This window comes from Sodalis sp. C49 (genome assembly GCF_046352915.1).
Classification (GTDB): Bacteria; Pseudomonadota; Gammaproteobacteria; order Enterobacterales; family Enterobacteriaceae; genus Acerihabitans.
Genome location: NZ_CP163303.1, coordinates 1,007,814 through 1,026,499, shown reverse-complemented (window position 1 = coordinate 1,026,499; position 18,686 = coordinate 1,007,814). Strand labels below are relative to the sequence as shown.

At 55.2% G+C, this 18,686-nt stretch carries 15 protein-coding genes; 10 read left to right on the top strand and 5 right to left on the bottom strand.

From position 1 onward, the window contains the following. Positions 1 to 129: 129 nt before the first annotated feature. Both rstB and rstA read right to left on the bottom strand, forming a co-directional pair. Entirely contained in the window at positions 130 to 1,443 is a 1,314-nt protein-coding gene (rstB, locus tag ABUK12_RS04540; protein ID WP_410015161.1) for a two-component system sensor histidine kinase RstB, read from the bottom strand. Continuing rightward, entirely contained in the window at positions 1,440 to 2,165 is a 726-nt protein-coding gene (rstA, locus tag ABUK12_RS04535) for a two-component system response regulator RstA (protein WP_410015160.1), read from the bottom strand. Before rstA ends, rstB begins: the two co-directional genes overlap by 4 nt. 292 nt (positions 2,166 to 2,457) lie before the next feature. On the opposite strand from rstA, the gene ABUK12_RS04530 reads away from it, so the two are divergent. Then, positions 2,458 to 2,883 carry a hypothetical protein gene (locus ABUK12_RS04530; protein ID WP_410015159.1) on the top strand — a complete coding sequence of 142 codons (426 nt, stop codon included), beginning with the start codon at positions 2,458 to 2,460 and terminating at the stop codon, positions 2,881 to 2,883. 104 nt (positions 2,884 to 2,987) lie between these two features. Here ABUK12_RS04530 and ydgH read toward each other — a convergent pair whose 3' ends face one another. Then, positions 2,988 to 3,941: a DUF1471 family protein YdgH gene (gene ydgH, locus ABUK12_RS04525; protein WP_410015158.1), complete on the bottom strand. Its 954-nt coding sequence runs from the start codon at positions 3,939 to 3,941 to the stop codon at positions 2,988 to 2,990. A gap of 330 nt (positions 3,942 to 4,271) precedes the next feature. Between ydgH and pntA the strand changes: the two genes are divergently transcribed. Next, complete coding sequence (gene pntA, locus ABUK12_RS04520; RefSeq protein WP_410015157.1) at positions 4,272 to 5,798, top strand: Re/Si-specific NAD(P)(+) transhydrogenase subunit alpha; 1,527 nt, start codon at positions 4,272 to 4,274, stop codon at positions 5,796 to 5,798. Positions 5,799 to 5,809: 11 nt separating this feature from the next. Then, positions 5,810 to 7,198, top strand: a complete 1,389-nt coding sequence (gene pntB, locus ABUK12_RS04515) for a Re/Si-specific NAD(P)(+) transhydrogenase subunit beta (protein ID WP_410015156.1) — start codon at positions 5,810 to 5,812, stop codon at positions 7,196 to 7,198. 618 nt (positions 7,199 to 7,816) lie between these two features. Here the strand turns inward: pntB and uspE are convergent. Next, a complete protein-coding gene (gene uspE, locus ABUK12_RS04510) occupies positions 7,817 to 8,770 on the bottom strand; it encodes a universal stress protein UspE (protein WP_410015155.1) in 954 nt (317 codons plus the stop codon). 141 nt (positions 8,771 to 8,911) lie between these two features. Continuing rightward, positions 8,912 to 9,664, bottom strand: coding sequence for a fumarate/nitrate reduction transcriptional regulator Fnr (gene fnr, locus ABUK12_RS04505; protein WP_331119250.1), 753 nt, complete (start codon positions 9,662 to 9,664; stop codon positions 8,912 to 8,914). A gap of 207 nt (positions 9,665 to 9,871) precedes the next feature. Here fnr and ABUK12_RS04500 point away from each other — a divergent pair, with 207 nt between their 5' ends. The 7 genes from ABUK12_RS04500 to ABUK12_RS04470 all read left to right on the top strand — a co-directional run bounded on the left by ABUK12_RS04500 (position 9,872) and on the right by ABUK12_RS04470 (position 18,265). Further along, positions 9,872 to 10,780 carry an L-lactate dehydrogenase gene (locus ABUK12_RS04500; RefSeq protein WP_410015154.1) on the top strand — a complete coding sequence of 303 codons (909 nt, stop codon included), beginning with the start codon at positions 9,872 to 9,874 and terminating at the stop codon, positions 10,778 to 10,780. Positions 10,781 to 10,923: 143 nt separating this feature from the next. Next, entirely contained in the window at positions 10,924 to 11,484 is a 561-nt protein-coding gene (gene smrA / locus ABUK12_RS04495; RefSeq protein ID WP_410015153.1) for a DNA endonuclease SmrA, read from the top strand. A gap of 17 nt (positions 11,485 to 11,501) precedes the next feature. After that, positions 11,502 to 12,278: a trans-aconitate 2-methyltransferase gene (gene tam, locus ABUK12_RS04490; RefSeq protein ID WP_410015152.1), complete on the top strand. Its 777-nt coding sequence runs from the start codon at positions 11,502 to 11,504 to the stop codon at positions 12,276 to 12,278. 315 nt (positions 12,279 to 12,593) lie between these two features. Continuing rightward, a complete protein-coding gene (locus ABUK12_RS04485; RefSeq protein ID WP_410015151.1) occupies positions 12,594 to 15,863 on the top strand; it encodes a hypothetical protein in 3,270 nt (1,089 codons plus the stop codon). A gap of 67 nt (positions 15,864 to 15,930) precedes the next feature. Next, positions 15,931 to 16,335, top strand: a complete 405-nt coding sequence (locus ABUK12_RS04480; protein WP_410015150.1) for an antitoxin Xre-like helix-turn-helix domain-containing protein — start codon at positions 15,931 to 15,933, stop codon at positions 16,333 to 16,335. After that, entirely contained in the window at positions 16,329 to 17,042 is a 714-nt protein-coding gene (locus ABUK12_RS04475) for an RES family NAD+ phosphorylase (protein ID WP_410015149.1), read from the top strand. Before ABUK12_RS04480 ends, ABUK12_RS04475 begins: the two co-directional genes overlap by 7 nt. Positions 17,043 to 17,719: 677 nt before the next feature. Then, the gene (locus tag ABUK12_RS04470; RefSeq protein ID WP_410015148.1) at positions 17,720 to 18,265 is read left to right on the top strand and encodes a hypothetical protein; all 546 of its coding nucleotides are present in this window, start codon (positions 17,720 to 17,722) and stop codon (positions 18,263 to 18,265) included. Positions 18,266 to 18,686 lie beyond the last annotated feature (421 nt).

Here is an 18,686-nt window from a genome sequence, read left to right as displayed (position 1 = left end):
CCGAATGTACAGGCGGAGAAACAAAGAGGTACCACCCTCGCCGCTGTATTTTAGTTACAACATACAATTCCGTGTATCCATCCACCACCTCGGCCACGGATATCTTCTGACATCCCGCAGCCACGCAGGTTACAGCGGGCTTTTCAGCGCCAGCGGGTCGCGCGCGCCCTGGTTTACCGGCCAGCGGTATAAAAAGCTGGCCCCGCCGAGCGGGCTCTCGTTCACCGCCACCTGGCCTTCATGCGCCAGGGCGATGGAGCGTACGATCGCCAGACCCAGCCCGCAGCCGCCGGTGCTGCGGTCGCGGCTGGGGTCGAGACGGACGAAAGGCTCGAACACGCGCAGGCGCTCATCCTGGGGAATGCCCGGCCCGTCGTCGTCAACCTGCAGGAAGCCGTAACCTCGCTCGATGCCGAGCCGGACCATAACGGCTTCCCGGCTGTAGCGCAGCGCATTATTCACCAGATTATCCAGCACCCGTTCCATTAGCCGCGCATCGACCTGGCCGAAATCGCCGGAGGCGGTGATTTCCTGGCCGATAATACGTTCCGGATGCAATAACCTGATGTCCTTGAGTTTTTCCGTAAGCCAGGCGGGCAGGTTCATGGGAGCCAGGTTAAGCGTGACCTGGGGCCGGTCGAGCCGGGCGAAGGTTAACAGCTCATCGATCAAGCCTTCCAGCTGGCTGACATCATGATTCAGCCGTTCCTGCTCCGCGGTGGACAGCCCTTCGCTCATGGCCAATCGATAGCGTAGCCGCACCAGCGGAGTGCGCAACTCGTGGGCGATATTATCGATAAGCTGTTTTTTACTGGCGATCAGGGTATTAACATTATCCGCCATCTGGTTGAAGGCTACGCCGAGACGCAGCAGGCTTGATGCGCTGTCGAAATGGATGCGTTCTTCCAGGAACCCTGCGCCCAGGCGCTGCGCCGCCGTTTCTAACCGCAGCATGTCCTGCCAGTGCGGCCGCATCCAGATAAATACCGGAAACGCCAGGGAGAGTCCGATAAAGACCAGCAGCGCCAAATCCAGTAACCGCATTTCATGAATAAAAAACAGATAGGGTATGGGGCCGACCGCCAGCACATAATTACTGCGCGGTATGCGCTGGATAAAAGTGTATTCATCGTCCAGGGCGACGATTTCGCCACGTCTAAGGCGCAGATCATCATGGGGATTCAACTGGTACTTTTTCAGCGGTTCAATATGCAATTGAAACGACAGGTTAAGATCCAGCTTATTGATGGTTTTATTCCAATCGCGCGGCGGCGTGGCGCGCAGCTCGTTGCGCAGCAGATAAATCGAGCTTTTCATCAGGTCGTCCATTGATTTCCTGCCGGCGCGTTCGGCCGTCACCTTATACACCAGCCCGACCAGTAAGGTCATGACCAGAAAACAGACGAACAGCAGCAGATAAAATTGAATGAACAGTTTCCTCATGACCCGGCGTTCTCCCACGCATTCGGTGCGAACAGGTAGCCTTTATTACGCACGGTTTTAATCCGGAACGGCTCCAGCGCGTTGTCATGAAGTTTTTTCCGCAATCGGGAAATAGCCACGTCGATGCTGCGGTCCAAACCGTCATAGCTGACGCCGCGCAGGTTTTTGAGCAAAGCCTCGCGGTCCATAATATGGCCGGCGTGGGTGGCCAACTCCCATAGCAACTCGAAATCCGAGGTCGAGAGCAGGATGGTTTCGGTCCCTAAAATCACCTCGCGATTAATCAGATCGATGCTCAACTGGCCGAAGTGCAGCACGCTGCCGGTCGTGGCCGGCGTCTGCGCGGCGGGGCGCGGGATAAGCGTATTCTGCCGCAGGTGCAGGCGCAGGCGCGCCAGCAGTACCGCCGGCGGCGTCGTTTTAAGGATATAGTCGTTGGCGCCCATCTCCAGCGCCAGAATATGATTCATATCGCTGTCCAGGGAGGTCAGCAGCACGATCGGACCTTCGTATACCGGGCGTAGATCGCGGCAGATGGTCATGCCGTCCTTGCCCGGCAACAGGATATCCAGTAGCACCAGGTCGGGGTTAAGCCGGGTTATCACCTCCTGCGCCCGGTCGCCGCGGGGTTCTATGGTTACCTCGAAGTCATGTTTGCCTAGCCACGCGGCAATCAGGTTGCCGACCTCGGTATCATCTTCAACAAAAACGATCGTGTTCATAACGCCAGTAATCTGCTCAAAATAGGTGAAGGTTATCGGTAGCCGCCATGAGCATACCGCCTGTATTGATGTTGCGCCATCGGATAAGCGTTAATGGTTTTTACCGGTGCGATTTACCGGCGGCCGAACCGCGGCGGCGATAAGGGAGGGCCGGCGGCACAAAATTTTACCATTAAGTGATGGGGGCATCTGGCGCTGATTCGCCTATTATTGATCGCGATATGCTATAATAACCGCCACTTTTTCGAACACGGGCATTCAACTTCGGTTGGTCACGAGAGGAACGGGCTAGATGGCTAATCATCTGCGTGCGACGGCCGGTCAAGGCGAAAAACTCTGCTTTGATTATACGAATTATCTTTCGGCTAGTTGCAAAAAACGCTGGAGTTTCATCGACGCGATTTATGGCGTAATGCCCATCTTCGGCATTGTCACTAAAACCCCGCAGAAACATGTCCAAACCCGGCAGGAGCAGTTGAAGGCCCTGGCGCTGCAAGTCCTGTCCACCCAGGTCAATGATGAAACCAATGTCATCAGGCTGATTGCCCTGGCGCAGCAGCAGGGTATCGGACGCTTTGATATCAAGCTGCCGTATTCCTTGGATCGCGCGCAGCTCGGCGCAATCCAGCAGGAATTTGGCGAGCAGCTGTTGCTTAACCAGCATGACGAGCGATTGTCCGTGGTGCTGCCGCTGGTAAGCGAAAATCCCGCCGCCTGACGGCAGCCAATAAAAATGGGCAAGTTTCCTTGCCCATCGCGCTGCGCGTCATTCTCATTGTCCTGCATTCCGGCCTGCCAACGACACGCCGGACGGCGGATTCGCTATTTAAACAAATCGGCGCTGACGGTCAGGTTGCCGCCGCTCTGGTTTTGTTCCCATTGCCGGGTAATATGATAATATTTGGCGCCTTTTTTCGCGCCGAGCCGGGCGACTTCATGCGCCACGTCGGTTGAACTGTTGTAATGCCCGGTGAAGGTCACGGAATCGAAAGGCACCATTTGCGCCGCGGTGATTTTATTGACTTCCTGCACTTTGGTGCCGTCGGGTAGCGTTACAGTGTAACGACCGCCGGTGGTGGATTGCGTTTCATAGAACCGGCCGACGGTACGACTCGGTGACTCGGACGAAGCCACCCCGGGAATTTCGACCTTGGCGGCGGCGGCGCCGCCGGCGGCCAGCGCGGCTTTACCCGCCTGCGAATCGGCGGGGATGGCGTCCGGGCTTTGCACTACGCGCTTGGCGGCGTCGGCTTTGTACACGTAGGCGGTAACAAACTGATTGCCGCCTTCGTTGGCGTCAATTTGGCGCACGATAAAGAATGAGGCCGCGCCCTTGGCCTGGGCGGCTTTGGAAATGGCGTCGTTGATATCAGGCTGGCTATGGAAAAAGCCTTTTACGCTGACGGTGTCATACGGTTCCAGCAGGTTGGCTTCCTGGCGCGGCAGTTCTTTTACGCCGTTAAAATAGCGGTATTGGGTTTCCTGCGAGGCGGCGGGGGCGTCCTTATGATACAGGTCCGCGGTGACGCGCCAGTTGCCGCTGTTGTTGGCGTCGTTAATGCCCTGGATATAATAGGCGTAGGCGCCTTTGGCATCGGCGCGGCGCGAAATCTCATCGTTGGCGTCGCCAATGGCGTTAAACCGCCCGGTAATCGTAATCCGGTCAAACGGCTGCAGACTGGCGGCTTTTTCCGGCGTCAGCTCTTGGGCTGCCTGCGCGGATAACGCCGTCAAAGTGAGTAACGCAGAGACCAAAAATGTGTTCTTCAGCTTCATAAAAAATCCTTTCGACAAACGCTTTCAGGCTAAACATGCTGAACTGTTGATGTATAACAGATTAGCTGGCGATTATGGCATGTAATAATGGTGAGTGTCTCAGCAATTTATGTCACTGTGAATAACAATTGCTTGAGCAGGGGCAAACAGTACGCCCATTTTAGGGGAAAATGCTGTTTGTCCGCACAAAATATAGACCGCTGAAACTATTTTCAGTAGGTTATTGTGTGGCTCTTGTAGGGTGATCCCAGGGTCTACCGTATGACACATTTGACTTTTGGGTCAGGATGACGGTTATCTTTAAAAAAAACGGTTAAAAAAGGGAAAGCTATGCGTATTGGTGTACCAAAAGAACGCCTGGCCAATGAGGCCCGCGTTGCCGCAACGCCCAAAACGGTAGAGCAGTTGCTCAAACTCGGCTTTACCGTGGCGATTGAAAGCGGCGCAGGCAAACTGGCCAGTTTTGAAGACGCGGCCTTTCTGGCGGCCGGCGCCTCTGTTACAGATACCGCCGATGTCTGGCAATCCGATATCATCCTCAAGGTCAATGCGCCGCTGGATGATGAAATTCCGCTCATCAAACCGGGCAGCACACTGGTCAGTTTTATCTGGCCGGCGCAGAATCCTGCGCTGCTGGAAAAACTCAGCGCCAGCAAGATCACCGCGATGGCGATGGATTCGGTGCCGCGCATTTCCCGCGCGCAGTCCCTGGACGCCCTGAGCTCCATGGCCAATATCGCCGGTTACCGCGCCATAGTGGAAGCCGCCCATGAATTCGGCCGTTTTTTCACCGGCCAGATTACGGCGGCGGGTAAAGTACCGCCGGCCAAAGTGATGATTATCGGCGCGGGCGTCGCCGGGCTTGCCGCCATCGGCGCGGCGGGCAGCATGGGCGCCATAGTGCGCGCCTTCGATACCCGTCCCGAAGTCAAGGAGCAGGTCCAGAGCATGGGCGCGGAATTCCTTGAGCTGGATTTTGAAGAAGAGGCGGGCAGCGGCGACGGTTATGCCAAAGTGATGTCTGAGGCGTTTATCAAGGCCGAAATGGCGTTGTTCGCCGCCCAGGCGCAGGATGTGGATATCATTGTCACCACCGCGCTGATCCCCGGCCGGCCGGCGCCGAAGCTTATCACCAAAGAGATGGTCGCCTCGATGAAACCGGGCAGCGTGATTGTCGACCTGGCCGCGCAAACCGGCGGCAACTGCGAGCTGACCGTGGCCGATACCATCACCGTTACCGATAACGGCGTGCGGATTATCGGTTATACCGATCTGCCGAGCCGTTTGCCGACCCAGTCCTCCCAGCTCTACGGCACCAACCTGGTCAACCTGCTGAAACTGCTGTGCAAAGAAAAAAACGGCGAGATCCTGGTGGACTTCGACGATACGGTCATTCGCGGCGTCACGGTAGTCAAAGACGGCGAACTGACCTGGCCGGCTCCACCGATCCAGGTTTCCGCCCAGCCGCAGAAGCCGACCGCCGCTCCGCTGCCGAAACCGGTTGCCAAACCCAGTTCGCCGGCCCTGAAATATGGCCTGATTGCGCTGGCGATTATTTTATTCGGCTGGCTGGCCAACGTGGCGCCGCGTGATTTCCTGTCGCATTTCACCGTGTTTGCCCTGGCCTGTATCGTGGGTTATTACGTTGTTTGGAACGTGAGTCACGCGTTGCACACGCCGCTGATGTCGGTAACCAACGCTATTTCCGGGATAATTGTTGTTGGTGCGCTGCTGCAAATCGGCCATGGCGGATGGGTGTCTTTCCTTTCCTTTATCGCCGTGCTGATTGCCAGTATCAATATTTTCGGTGGCTTCACCGTGACTCAGCGCATGCTGAAAATGTTCCGTAAAAATTAAGGGGTAAACCCATGTCTGAAGGATTAGTGACGGCGGCGTATATAGTTGCCGCTATTTTATTTATTTTCAGCCTGGCGGGGTTGTCCAAACACGAAAGCTCACGGCAGGGCAATCTGTTTGGTGTCAGCGGGATGGCGATTGCGCTTATCGCCACCATTTTTGGCCCCCATGCCGGCAATGTCGGCTGGATCATCGTCGCCATGGTGATAGGCGGCAGCATCGGGGTTTACCTGGCGCGTAAGGTCGAAATGACCGAAATGCCCGAACTGGTGGCCATCCTCCACAGCTTTGTCGGCCTGGCCGCCGTCCTGGTGGGCTTTAACAGCTATCTCGATCATGGCGATATCATCAATGCGGTGATGGAAAATATCCATCTGACCGAAGTGTTTTTAGGCATCTTTATCGGTGCGGTCACCTTTACCGGTTCGATTGTGGCGTTTGGCAAACTGCGCGGTAAAATTTCCTCGCGCCCGCTGATGTTGCCGTACCGCCATCATATGAACCTGGCGGCATTGGTCGTGTCGTTCCTGCTGCTGGTGCTGTTTGTCAGGACCGAAAGCGTCGCCCTGCAATCCATCGCGCTGCTGCTGATGACCATTATCGCGCTGGTGTTCGGCTGGCACCTGGTGGCTTCCATCGGCGGGGCCGATATGCCGGTGGTCGTGTCGATGCTGAACTCCTATTCGGGGTGGGCGGCGGCGGCGGCGGGTTTTATGCTCAGCAACGACTTGCTGATCGTGACCGGCGCCCTGGTAGGGTCATCGGGGGCGATCCTGTCCTATATCATGTGTAAAGCCATGAACCGCTCGTTCCTGAGCGTGATTGCCGGCGGGTTCGGCACCGACGGCTCCGGCGGCGGCGAAGAAACCGAGATGGGCGAATATCGCGAAACCACGGCGGAAGAAGTGGCCGAGCTGTTAAAAGGCTCGAGTACCGTCATTATCACCCCCGGCTACGGCATGGCGGTAGCGCAGGCCCAGTATCCGGTGCATGATATCACCGCCAAGCTGATTGCCCGCGGCATCAAGGTCCGCTTCGGCATCCATCCGGTGGCGGGGCGTTTGCCCGGGCATATGAATGTGCTGCTGGCGGAAGCCAAGGTGCCTTACGATGTGGTGCTGGAAATGGATGAGATCAACGAGGATTTCAGCAGCACCGACACCGTGCTGGTGATCGGCGCCAACGATACCGTTAACCCGGCGGCGCAGGAAGATCCGCGCAGTCCGATTGCGGGGATGCCGGTACTGGAAGTGTGGAAAGCGCAGAATGTGATCGTGTTTAAGCGCTCCATGAACACCGGCTACGCCGGGGTGCAGAATCCGCTGTTCTTCAAGGAAAACACCCAGATGCTGTTTGGCGATGCCAAGGCCAGCGTCGAGGCGATCTTGCGCGCGTTATGATGTGATGGGATAGTGCCGCGAAGGTTTCGCTTGCTCGGTGTTTTATGGTGCGCCAGTGAAGGTTTCGCTTGCCATCCGTTGGGTGACTATATGCTTAGCCGGGCGCAGGCAAGCGATAAGGAGGGCCATACGCCTGGCCCTCCTTAACCTCCGTGCGTCCGGCAGATCGCGCGCCGCTGCGCGGTCCCTGGCTTCACTGCATCACAGCTTTGGACCGTACGGGATGCGCTCCAGGCGCAGCCCGTCCTTTCGCCGCTCCCGGCGGCTCATCCAGCCGTGATTTGCAAAGCCAGCGCACTCTATGCCGGATCAACGTCAACACCATAGTCTGCATGACATGGTGTTTTTTATTTATGGAAGCAGGCATGTTTCGGGGAAACTATCGACTGTCGGTATCTTGATGCAACGTCCCGTCCACCAAGGCAACAGCAACGCAATTTCTGCATAAATGCAATGCGTAAAGCGACATTTAACCCGGCATAAAGCGCGCTGACGGCGCCAATGACCCCGGCAAGAGCCGCCGGGAGCGGATCGAGGCCCGGTTGCGCCTGGAGCGCATAACCGGGCCGGTGCATAACGGGAGCATTGGCGGCATAAGCCAATAACCCACGCCGATCTTTATTCGTACTTATCGCCGCCTTCCAGCGTCACCGGCGAGACATAGTCGTCCGGCTTGATAGCCAGCAAATCGCATTTCAGATGATCGATCACCAATTCGGTGGTATTGCCGATGAACGCGGCGGAAAACCCGGTGCGGCCGATGCTGCCCAGCACCACCACACCGGCATCCAGATGCTCGGCCAGATCGGGAATGACTTCCTCCGGCAGGCCTTTTTCCACATGGGTGAATTTTTCATCCAGCTGGAATTTCTGGCGCAGGCTTTTCATCGCGATCAAATGCTGACCGCGAATGGCGTCGTTATAGACGCTGGGATCAAAATCCGGCAGTTCAATGGCGATATTAATGGGCGTGACCGGGTAGGCGCCCACCAAATGAACCTCGGTCTGGTTCACCTGTTTCGCCAGGGCCAGGGTTTCGGTGACCAGCTTGATGTTCAGGGGATCGTGATACGGCTCCTCGCCGGAGAGATTGACCGCCACCAGCGCCTTGCCGCCTTCCGGCCACGGCTGATCCTTCACCATCCAGACCGGGCAGGGGCATTTGCGCAGCAAATGCCAGTCTGTCGGGGTAAATATCACTGATTCAAACCTGTCGTGCTGATGGGCCATTTTCAGCACCAGGTCGTGTTTATGGGCGATGACTTCCTGGATAATGGCTTCGAACGGACGGTTATGCCACACCACCTTGATTTCGATGGGCACGCCGCTGCTCAAGTAGTGCTGGCACTGCTCCTCTATCCAGGCGGTACGCTGGCTGATGACGCCCTGGCGCATCGCGGTGCGTTCGTCGGGGGAGAGCAGCGTGGTCATTTCGTAGGAAAAATCATAGATGGGCAGGAAGGCTTTGATGGAACCGCCCAATTGATGCACCAGATACACGGCCCGGCGCAGGGCGGGCTGATCATCCTGGTTAGGATCGATTGCGACTAATAAATTGCGATACTTGGCCATTAAGAGACTCCTTCATTTCTGTAATGCCACAGAATGTTAAAATAAGAGTAACTCATTGGAACAATCACGGACAGAAGAGAAGTGAAGCCGGATCAATAAAATAGAAAATTATGTCCCCGGCCGGAGGCTAAATGCTTGTTATCAACTTACCTTTTGCGGCGTGCCGGCCAGCTCCGACAACGCTTCGCCGTCTTCAATGGTGATGTATTTACCTTTCACCGCCAGCATGCCGCTTTTCTGGAACCGGCCCAGCAGGCGGCTGATGGTCTCGACGGTCAGGCCGAGATAGTTGCCGATATCGCCCCGGGTCATGGTCAGGCGAAATTCACGGGGTGAGAAGCCGCGCTGGGCAAAACGCCGCGACAGATTATAGACAAAAGCCGCCAGCCGTTCCTCGGCGTTCTTTTTAGACAGCAGCAGGATCATATCCTGATCGCCCTTAATTTCGCCGCTCATGAGCCGCATCATCTGCTGGCGCAGGTTGGGCATCTTGCCGGACAGGTCGTCGAGGGTTTCAAAGGGGATCTCGCATACCATTGAGGTTTCCAGCGCCTGGGCGAAGCTGGGATGCTGGCCGGCGCCGATGGCGTCGAAGCCCACCAGATCGCCCGCCAGATGAAAGCCGGTAATCTGCTCGTCGCCCTGCTCGGTGATGGTGTAGCTTTTGATGGTGCCGGAACGGATGGCGTAGAGCGATTTAAGCTCGTCGCCGGCCTTGAACAGCGCCTGGCCCTTCTGAATGGGTTTTTTGCGCTCAATGATATTGTCGAGCTGGTCCAGCTCGTGCTCATTGAGGGTAAAAGGAATACATAATTGGCTGATACTACAATCCTGACAGTGGATCGCACAACCGCCAGACTGGATTCGTCTGATAATACGCTTTTCCTGGATGATCATATCTCGCCGCTCATGCATTACTTGATTTGGGTCAATTTTACCATCAATTGGTGTCGATGATAAAGTGTCCAGCGACCCTGGTGCACATTTAGCTAAAATATCCCGGGCGCGGGGGACATTTTGCCGGTGGGTTTTGCGTTTTAAAAGGTGTAAGGTAAAAAAAACACGGGGATGAAACACCTTTAACATCAGGGGATAACAGCTATGGGGCGGACAGTAGGCATTATCGGCGCGGGCCATGTGGGGGCCGATACGGCATTTTCCCTGGTGACCCAGGGACTGTGCGACGAAATCGTCTTAATCGACACTAATGAGGCCAAGGCGCGCAGCCAGGGGCTGGAACTGCGCGATATGGCGTCCCTGGTCGCGTCCAGGGTGCATATCGTCGTTAATGATTATGCCGCGCTGCAGCGGGCGCGGGTGGTGGTCATGGCGATCGGGCCGACGACCCTTTTGCGTGAAGACCGGATGGAAGAGCTGGTGGAAACCAGCGCCACGGTCTCGCAGGTGGTGCCGCGCATCATGGCGAGCGGTTTTAGCGGCGTCATTATCAGCATCACCAATCCCTGCGACGTGATTGCCGCCGTCATCCAGCGGGAAAGCGGCCTGCCGGCATCACGGGTGTTCGGCACCGGCACGTCGCTGGATACCGCGCGTATGAAAAGGGTGGTCGGCGAGTTTTTCGCGGTGGATCCCAAAAGCGTCAGCGGCTACGTGATGGGCGAACACGGCGAATCTCAATTTGTCGCCTGGAGCACCGTGCGCATCGGCGGGCTGCCGGTCAGCGAATGGGCCGGCGATAAACAGCCCGATCTGGCGGCAATGAAAGATCAGGTGCGCGCAGGGGGCTGGGAAATTCTGCAGGGCAAGGGCTGGACCAGTTTCGGCATCGGCACCGCCACGGCGCGGCTGGTGGACGCGGTGCTGTCCGACGGGCAGACCGTATTCCCGGTGTCGGCGTGGGATGAGCGGGAAGGGGTGTATATCGGCCAACCGGCCATCGTCGGGGCCGGGGGCATTGAGCGCACGCTGCCGGTGACGCTGGCGCCTGAGGAACAGCGGGCCTACGCCGCGTCGGCCAGGGTGATCGGCCGCGCCTTCGCGTCTCTCTGAGCGGCCGCCGCCGTCGAGGAGGAAAATAGACCGGCCGTGAAATTACGCCGCCGCCGGTCTATAGTAAACCGGTACTGCAAGTGATGTGTGACTGATTAACACCAGGGCGAAACCGGTCGCCCCGGTAAGCGCGAGTGACAACAATGACCTGTAATGATGAAGATCTGTTTAAAGAGGCCATGGACGATGTCAAACCGCTAAAGGATCCGGCCAACGTGGTTTTCCTGCGGCATAAACCCCCGGTGGCGAGGCGCCGGCCAGACGACGCTGTCGATAATTTCCTTGTCACCGCCCTGCATGACGTCATCCCGCTCGATCTTCCCCTGAGTTATAAGCGGGACGGCATTCAGCAAGGTGTGCTTGATAAGCTGCGCGGCGGCCGCTATCCCATCGAGGCCACCCTGAACCTGACCCGCGCGCCCGTGGAGACCTGCCGGCTGAATCTGTTTGCCTTTATGCTGCGCCTGCAACGCGCGGGCGTGCGCACGGTATTGATTATTCACGGGAAAGGGCGTAATCACGACAGTCATGCCAATATTGTGCGCAGCTTCGTGGCGCGCTGGCTGGCGCAGTTTGACCAAGTACAGGCGTTTTGCAGCGCGCAGGCCTGCCACGGCGGCGCCGGCGCCTGCTACGTAGCGCTGAAAAAATCCGACATTGCCCGTAGCGAGAACCGTGAGCGTTTTGCCCGCCGGGGGCGTTAATTGATGAGGACCGCGCCATGACAGATTGGAATCCCACCCTTTACCGACAATTCGAGGCGGAGAGAACCCGCCCGGCGCTTGAACTGCTGTCGCGCATTCCGCTGACGTCGCCTGCGCGGATAACGGATCTCGGCTGCGGCCCCGGCAACTCCACCCAGGGGCTGCATGAGCGCTTTCCGCAGGCGGTGATAACCGGTATCGACAGTTCGGCCGCCATGCTGGGCAACGCGCGCGCGCGCCTGCCGCAGTGCCGGTTCAGCCAGGAGGATATCACCGCCTGGCGGCCGGACGCCGCTCAGGACATTATTTACGCCAACGCTTCGCTGCAATGGGTGCCGGACCATGAGACCCTGTTTCCCCGGCTGTTTTCCCTCACGGCACCGGGCGGCTGCCTGGCGGTGCAAATGCCGGATAACCGTGAGGAGCCCAGTCACAGCGAAATGCGGCGTATCGCTCAGGAAGCGCCCTGGCGGCAGCATATCGGCGATGCGGCGGGTATCCGGGTAAAGATAGTAAGCGCGCGGGATTATTATGATCTGCTGGCGCCCGATGCGCTATCGGTGGATATCTGGCGCACCACCTATTTCCATGTCATGCCGTCGGCGGGGGCGATCGTGGAATGGCTGCGCGCCACCGGCCTGCGCCCGTTCTTGGAGCGGCTGGACGATGCGCTGCAGGCGTCGTTTATCGCACGCTATCAACAGGCGCTGGTTAACGCTTATCCGGCGCGCGCCGACGGCAAGGTATTGCTGGCGTTCCCGCGCCTGTTTATCGTCGCCATGAAGCGGGTTTAAGCCCCTGCAAACCGGACGTGCGGCGGCCCTTCCCGCGCCGCAACATGGCCGTTGCCGTTGCCGGCGGCATTCCCGCTCCTGGTATCCGTCTCTTCCTCCTATTCCGCAGCGCCTATTTATTGTCTGTTATATGCGCATCGAGACCAATAAATACAGAAATTAGCAAAAAATTGAGATATTGATCAAATTATTTCATTAGCACTTGCCAGTGCTAACGCTGATAATTACCGGCGCGAATTCTGGCGCAGTCAATATGCAGTTTCCTTGCGCTAATAATAGAGTCGGTTAATAATAATCTCTAACATAGGGAGGGTTATGAAATATGTAGATAATACATATCCTTGTTATAAGGATAATGTGGATGATATATCTGAATCATTTGCCATAAAATTCTGCCTGTCTAAAAATTCTACGTTGCGGCGTAATTTTCAAACCGCGAGAAATGACGGTGAAAAATTATCATTGCAATATGCATCGATTCCTGATGCTTTAAATGCCGTAAGCGGAACAAAGGAGAACGATCCCCCCTTAGCGACATTTATGCTACGTCGTACGGAAGCGTTACCTGATATAAACAGTGAGTCTGATCTTGTGCTTATAAAAAGCACGTTGCGTTATGATCTCGCCGGCGCGGATTATGCGCTTGATGCCGCCCAGTATGTTTATAGCGGTTCCCTGCGCGATGGTTTCTTTTTGCAGCAAGGCATAACCCTTGACCAGGAAGGGAGGATAGTACTGGTAAAAGGCAAGCAAAAGGATTTTTTCAAAGGCGCCTGGCAGAAGGTCAAGGGGACGAAAAAATTTTATATTGCCACGGTTGATTTTAAAGACCATGACGACCTGCGCTTTGATCGATTAATCGTCAATGATAAGGGCAGCCTGATAGGGAAAAAAAAAGGCGCGGCCGATTATTATAAATTAACGCTGAATACCGACAGCACCACGACTACCCTCGACGTCAATGCCGGATTCGATGCCTATTTCAATATCAGCATTTTACTGAAAAAATTGCCGCAAGCGGGACGGATGCCGGATGATCTATGCTTACACAGCCATGATGGGAAGACGGTAGAATTGGTCTTTAAAGAGGGCAGCCTTTTTCTGGCGATCCCGGCACAGGGTTACGATCACACCCGGGGCCGCCGGGAGATAAAACTCCGGTTACCCCTATCCGGGGCAGTTAACATTTTATCCGCTTGCCAAATACTCAATAGGGTTAAGCTAACGGTGAATCACAACGGGAAATTAAACGTTTTTTACCTGGATGCCGACCATGTGGATGCCGTGAAGGCCACTATCAGGCATTTAAGCCAAAAACCGCCGCAGAATTTTTCGTCAGGCTCCGGAAACAACCCCTATGATAAGGTATTTTCAGGCCAGCCTTTTACCAACTACCGCTGGGGAAAATTCAGCAGCCGGCGGATCCCGTTATTGGCTAAAACCATTGATAATTTCAGGGTGAGACTAAAGCGCGCCAGAGCATTGAACTACCGTGGCGATCGCAGACGTGCCGGTATCGCACTGGCGCAAGCGGTGGACCCCGGGGTACGATGCCTGGCGCAAACCCTGACCAGAAAAATCGCCCAGCCCCCACGCGTCGCCGCGCCACAAACCGGGACTCATGCCTTCACCCGTGAGTTCGGCGAAATAAATAAGTTCGTAAATAATAAAGAAATGAACAAATTATTTGCTTCTGCTTCCTCTTATCTCAGCGCTAAGGAGGATATCAGCGACAAAATAAGATACACCTTATCCTTGCTGGGAAAAAATGAATCGATTTCCCTGAACAAATTGTTCGATGCTTCTTTTTTTCTCGGTATCGCCGCGGCCGGACTGCCCTTTATGCCCGGCTGGTTTACCGGCGCCATGGTCCGGTATAGCCGGGGGCAATCGTTAACGTTGACCAAAAATGACAACGGAAGTATCAAATTAAATTATAACAAAATTAATTATAAGACATTAATTGCTATTCTAGGAACCGGCCAAGGTTTAGAAGAGAATGGTAAATTATTAAATTATAATAATATTGATTTCTCTACGGTATTGCCCTTAGAAGCGAATGCCATACTGGTGGCTAACAAAAACGCGCAATTCAATTTTAGTATCGATGTCTGCGAACAGGAAATCGGCCTGCTGCTTGACGCTATTTTTATTCCGCAAAGCGCAGCCCTGCATCGCGAAGAGCATCTCGCACCTTATTTCGCGAAATTGATCCGGCAAGCGATAACCAAAACCTGCCGCGGCCAGGGGGCAACCCTGCTGCTGGAAGCCAAAAGCGAGCTGCGGGCACAGGTGGGTTTTATGGCCGATCCAAACACCTTTATGGTGCTGCCGCGCACCGCCTTGGGGGCAGGCGGCGCGGTAAATATTTTTGATATCAATAAGCAAACGGATGAGGTCACCACGTATTTTTCCGGGCAACCCGTCAACGACAGGCAGGTTAACCTGCAGCAAAAATACCTCGGCTTCTCCTTATTTTCTTATCAGGAGAGCAAAATTATGCCCATTGCCATGACACCGGCACCGGGTAATACCCTGCTGTGTTTTCCCTTGCCGTTAACCGAGGAGCTCAAGCAGACGCTGCCCGTCACCCGCAATGCCGCGGCCAGACATTATCGCCTGGACGGGGCGACGTTGAAAATTGAGTCGTCCCCCCTGATTACATTGCCCGCAGGCAACGCTGAAACAGGGCGGGAGCAGGAAGCGGAGCCGGCGTTTAACCTGATAGCCAACGAGCTTAACTACGTGATTGCCGGCTTTTTGAAACGATTGCCGAAACACGTCGGCGACCAAGTGGAATCGCTAAGCAAAATCCTCAAGAATGCCGTCGATCGCTTCCACGGTTATCAAAGGATAAAAGCGGGGGAGGAGATCAGTACGTTTATTGTATCCCCGGGGGACTATAAACAGAATCTGCGGTTATTTAATCAGCAAAAAACCGCGGAAGTTATTATCTATCCCCCTGCGCAAAAGCCCTTTTACCTGCGGCTGAAAAAGTCCTTGCGACCCTGGACCATGAATACCACGCTTGGCGAATATTTGCTCGTTAAAAAGAAAGACCCGGGCTGCAATGCGGGCCAAGGGCAGGGACAACAACTCCATCTATACGATATTATTCACGCCGTCGAGGACTATGCCGCCCGAAGCAACATCGACAGTTTAGATAAACGTTCCGCGGTGAGGGCAATCGCGACTTATACAATCCAAAAGAAGGTGCTCCGGCAGATTTATGATGAATTTATCATTGCGCTCAATCAGATGATGTCGGCGCTGGCGGCCGATAAAAGCTACGATCCGGCCCTCAAGCGGCTGGAGCATCTTGCCGATAGCTGCAGCCTGCAGAACGCGGGGACCAATCCGCTCTTCCAGCTTAATGATATCCAATTGGTCAGGCAGAATACGCTGGCATCGCGTGTCGGCACCGTGCCTTGTACCTTACTGAATGTGGCCGCCAGAAATGAATTAACCTATACCGCCTCGCTTGGCACCATCAGGTTTATGTACCGCGATAAAGAGGTATTTCCTCATAGCTTAACCCTATCGCTGGATATCCTGCCCGATCTGTGGTTTCAGTGCCCGTCATAGTCTTTAGGTAGACTAATATTGATAATTGGTCCATAATAATACCAAGACGACAGCGGAGGGCTCAGTAATGGTATTGCCGCACAAATTACCGTTTAACGACGAGAAACGGCATGTCGCCGCCGTTGGGCTTAAAACGGTGATGGCTATCCTTGATAAATGGGGGTGCACCCCTGAACAGGCGCAGGCCATTTTGCAGATCTCAAAAGCGTCCTTTTATAAATTCAGGAAAGATCCGGCCGCAGCCCAGCTGACCAACGATCAATTGGAGCGTTTGAGCTACCTGCTCAATATCCACGCCTCGCTGCGCACGTTATTCGAAAACCCCGAAAACGTGTATGGTTTTATGGCGCTGAACAACCATAATCCTTATTTTAGCGGGCGCAGGCCGCTGGATATGCTCAGCACCGGCCATTTCGGCACGTTATACGAAGTCCATAAACAGCTGGACGCGCTGCGGGGGGGGCAATGGTAGTCACGGCCCCACCCAGACTGCCCGCCCTGGAGATCGCGCAACAGCGCGGCTACCGGCTGATTACTTCTAAATATCCGCCGATCGCGTTATTTGAGGATGTGGCCGACGAGGCAGAGTTCGACATCCTTTATGCGCTACAGGCATTGACCAACCCCAGGCTGCAAAATGAAACCGGCGACCTGGCGTTTTTGGCCGCCGGGGAAATTCCGTTCGGCATTGCGGGCTGTTCCTACGCGGTAGCGCCGTTTACCCATGTTAATCCGCTGGGCAGCCGTTTTTCCGACGGCACATTCGGCATGTTGTATCTTGCCGATGAGATGGCCACCGCCCTGGCGGAGGTGGCCTATCACCAGGAGCGCTCCTGGCAGTTTATCGATGGACTGAAATATGATCGCCTGGTGATGCGCGGCCTGGTGTTTATTTTCGATCCGGCGCCGGCTTACGACGCGCTGGTGCTGCCGCTTGCCAACGTGGTCTATGATCCGCTTAGCTATACCGCCGCCAGGGAGCTGGGGCGCTCTTTGAAAGCCAATGGATGTGCTGCGCTGCGCTATCGTTCGGTCCGCCGGCCGGGCGCGGTCTGCTGGGGACTGTTTACCCCGAAAGGAGTGAAAAGCGTCCAGCAAAGCGCGCATTATGAGTTTATCTGGGACGGTAAACGGATCGCTAAAATAGATCGCATTGTGTCCACCCAGGCGCTGAGGTAACGGCATGGGTGTAAAGGCATCGTTGGCGGGTAACATTAATCCGCGCCGCAGGCGTCAGATGGCCACGAATAAACCTGTTCCGGCGTAAAACAGTTAAGCGGTTCCGATGCTACGCTTAATATATTGTCAAAGCCCACGGCAAAAATATAAAAATCATGGCGTGTATTCGGGGATAGATAACAAATTGATACGGATGTCTCATCGCCGCGGGTTTGTGCTATCCACCCCCCGGGAAACCCCGCGTGCAATGCGCGGTAATAGGCGGTGGGCGCGCCGCCCTGGCCAGCGTCCCAGGTTAAAATAGCGGTGGTCGCGGTAAGTATGGCGAGATTCAGGTTTACGGGAACCGCCGGGCGCAAAAATACAGGGGCATTGCGGTCCAGGGAAAATTGATTTTGCATTATAATACCCTCAATGTTCACTATTTAAATGTTGGCTTATCATTATGATTATAGCTAAAATGCTGGATTGAGTTTTTCCCCCTGTCATCAATTTCAATTAATGATCTTTATTTATTGATAAAGTATAAAATTAATAAAACAAACCCATTATTGGTTTGCCTGTTTTTGCTGCCCGTTAAACGGGCAGCTGGGAGGGTGTTATTTAGTAGTAAATTAATATCGTTGATGTTCACCAGACGGACGCGGCGGATAATAAGGCGGGCGCGGCGGCTCGCAATGCTGATGCGGCGGATAATAAGGCGGGCGCGGCGGCTCGCAGGGCTGATGCGGCGGATAATAGGGCGGGCGCGGCGGCTCGCAAGGCTGATGCGGCGGATAATAGGGCGGGCGCGGCGGCTCGCAATGCTGATGCGGCGGATAATAAGGCGGGCGTGGCGGCTCGCAATGCTGATGCGGCGGATAATAGGGCGGGCGCGGCGGCTCGCAATGCTGATGCGGCGGATAATAAGGCGGGCGCGGCGGCTGGCAATGCTGATGCGGCGGATAATAGGGCGGGCGCGGCGGCTTGCAAGGCTGATACTGTGGATAATAGGGCGGGCGCGGCGGCTCGCAATGCTGATGCGGCGGATAATAGGGCGGGCGCGGCGGCTGGCAATGCTGATGCGGCGGATAATAAGGCGGACGCGGCGGCTCGCAGTGCTGATGCGGCGGATAATAAGGCGGACGCGGCGGCTGGCAATGCTGATGCGGCGGATTATAGGGCGGGCGCGGCGGCTTGCAATAGTCGTGCGGGTAGCATCCCGGGCGCGACGAACCCGGTAACGCATTCGTGAAAAAGTGAAAAGGCCGGTTGAGCCTGCTCGGTGTGCCGTCGTAGCCTATGCCAACAATAAATATAGTATAGAAGGTATAGGGGTATAAATCGGTAAGAAAAAGTCTATGGGGAAATCCCGGAATGTATTTTATGACCACATTTCTCTCACTGTCGAAAATCTGCCAATATTGAACTGGCGCGCCTTCGCTAATATCCCAGAGTATCGTGACGGTGGTTGACGTAACGTTTTCTAAATGTATATTTACCGCTGTTGATGGGGGGGCTAGAGTGGGTTGATTGCAATTACTTACAAATGAATTTTTCATGTATAATTCCTCGTTATAATATGTGCGATTTCATAAAATATGAGTATTTTTCAATTAATATCTCGTCGTTGTTGAAATGGATGGGATAATCAATTTATCAATA

Excerpts from the sequence above, each read along its gene's own strand:
- ABUK12_RS04470 (WP_410015148.1), top strand. The coding sequence starts at position 17,720 with ATGCTGATGCGGCGGATAATAAGGCGGGCGCGGCGGCTCGCAGGGCTG.
- ABUK12_RS04500 (WP_410015154.1), top strand. The coding sequence starts at position 9,872 with ATGGGGCGGACAGTAGGCATTATCGGCGCGGGCCATGTGGGGGCCGAT.
- pntA (WP_410015157.1), top strand. The coding sequence starts at position 4,272 with ATGCGTATTGGTGTACCAAAAGAACGCCTGGCCAATGAGGCCCGCGTT.
- ABUK12_RS04485 (WP_410015151.1), top strand. The coding sequence starts at position 12,594 with ATGAAATATGTAGATAATACATATCCTTGTTATAAGGATAATGTGGAT.
- ABUK12_RS04530 (WP_410015159.1), top strand. The coding sequence starts at position 2,458 with ATGGCTAATCATCTGCGTGCGACGGCCGGTCAAGGCGAAAAACTCTGC.
- ABUK12_RS04475 (WP_410015149.1), top strand. The coding sequence starts at position 16,329 with ATGGTAGTCACGGCCCCACCCAGACTGCCCGCCCTGGAGATCGCGCAA.
- rstA (WP_410015160.1), bottom strand. The coding sequence starts at position 2,165 with ATGAACACGATCGTTTTTGTTGAAGATGATACCGAGGTCGGCAACCTG.
- smrA (WP_410015153.1), top strand. The coding sequence starts at position 10,924 with ATGACCTGTAATGATGAAGATCTGTTTAAAGAGGCCATGGACGATGTC.
- pntB (WP_410015156.1), top strand. The coding sequence starts at position 5,810 with ATGTCTGAAGGATTAGTGACGGCGGCGTATATAGTTGCCGCTATTTTA.
- ABUK12_RS04480 (WP_410015150.1), top strand. The coding sequence starts at position 15,931 with ATGGTATTGCCGCACAAATTACCGTTTAACGACGAGAAACGGCATGTC.
- ydgH (WP_410015158.1), bottom strand. The coding sequence starts at position 3,941 with ATGAAGCTGAAGAACACATTTTTGGTCTCTGCGTTACTCACTTTGACG.
- tam (WP_410015152.1), top strand. The coding sequence starts at position 11,502 with ATGACAGATTGGAATCCCACCCTTTACCGACAATTCGAGGCGGAGAGA.
- rstB (WP_410015161.1), bottom strand. The coding sequence starts at position 1,443 with ATGAGGAAACTGTTCATTCAATTTTATCTGCTGCTGTTCGTCTGTTTT.
- uspE (WP_410015155.1), bottom strand. The coding sequence starts at position 8,770 with ATGGCCAAGTATCGCAATTTATTAGTCGCAATCGATCCTAACCAGGAT.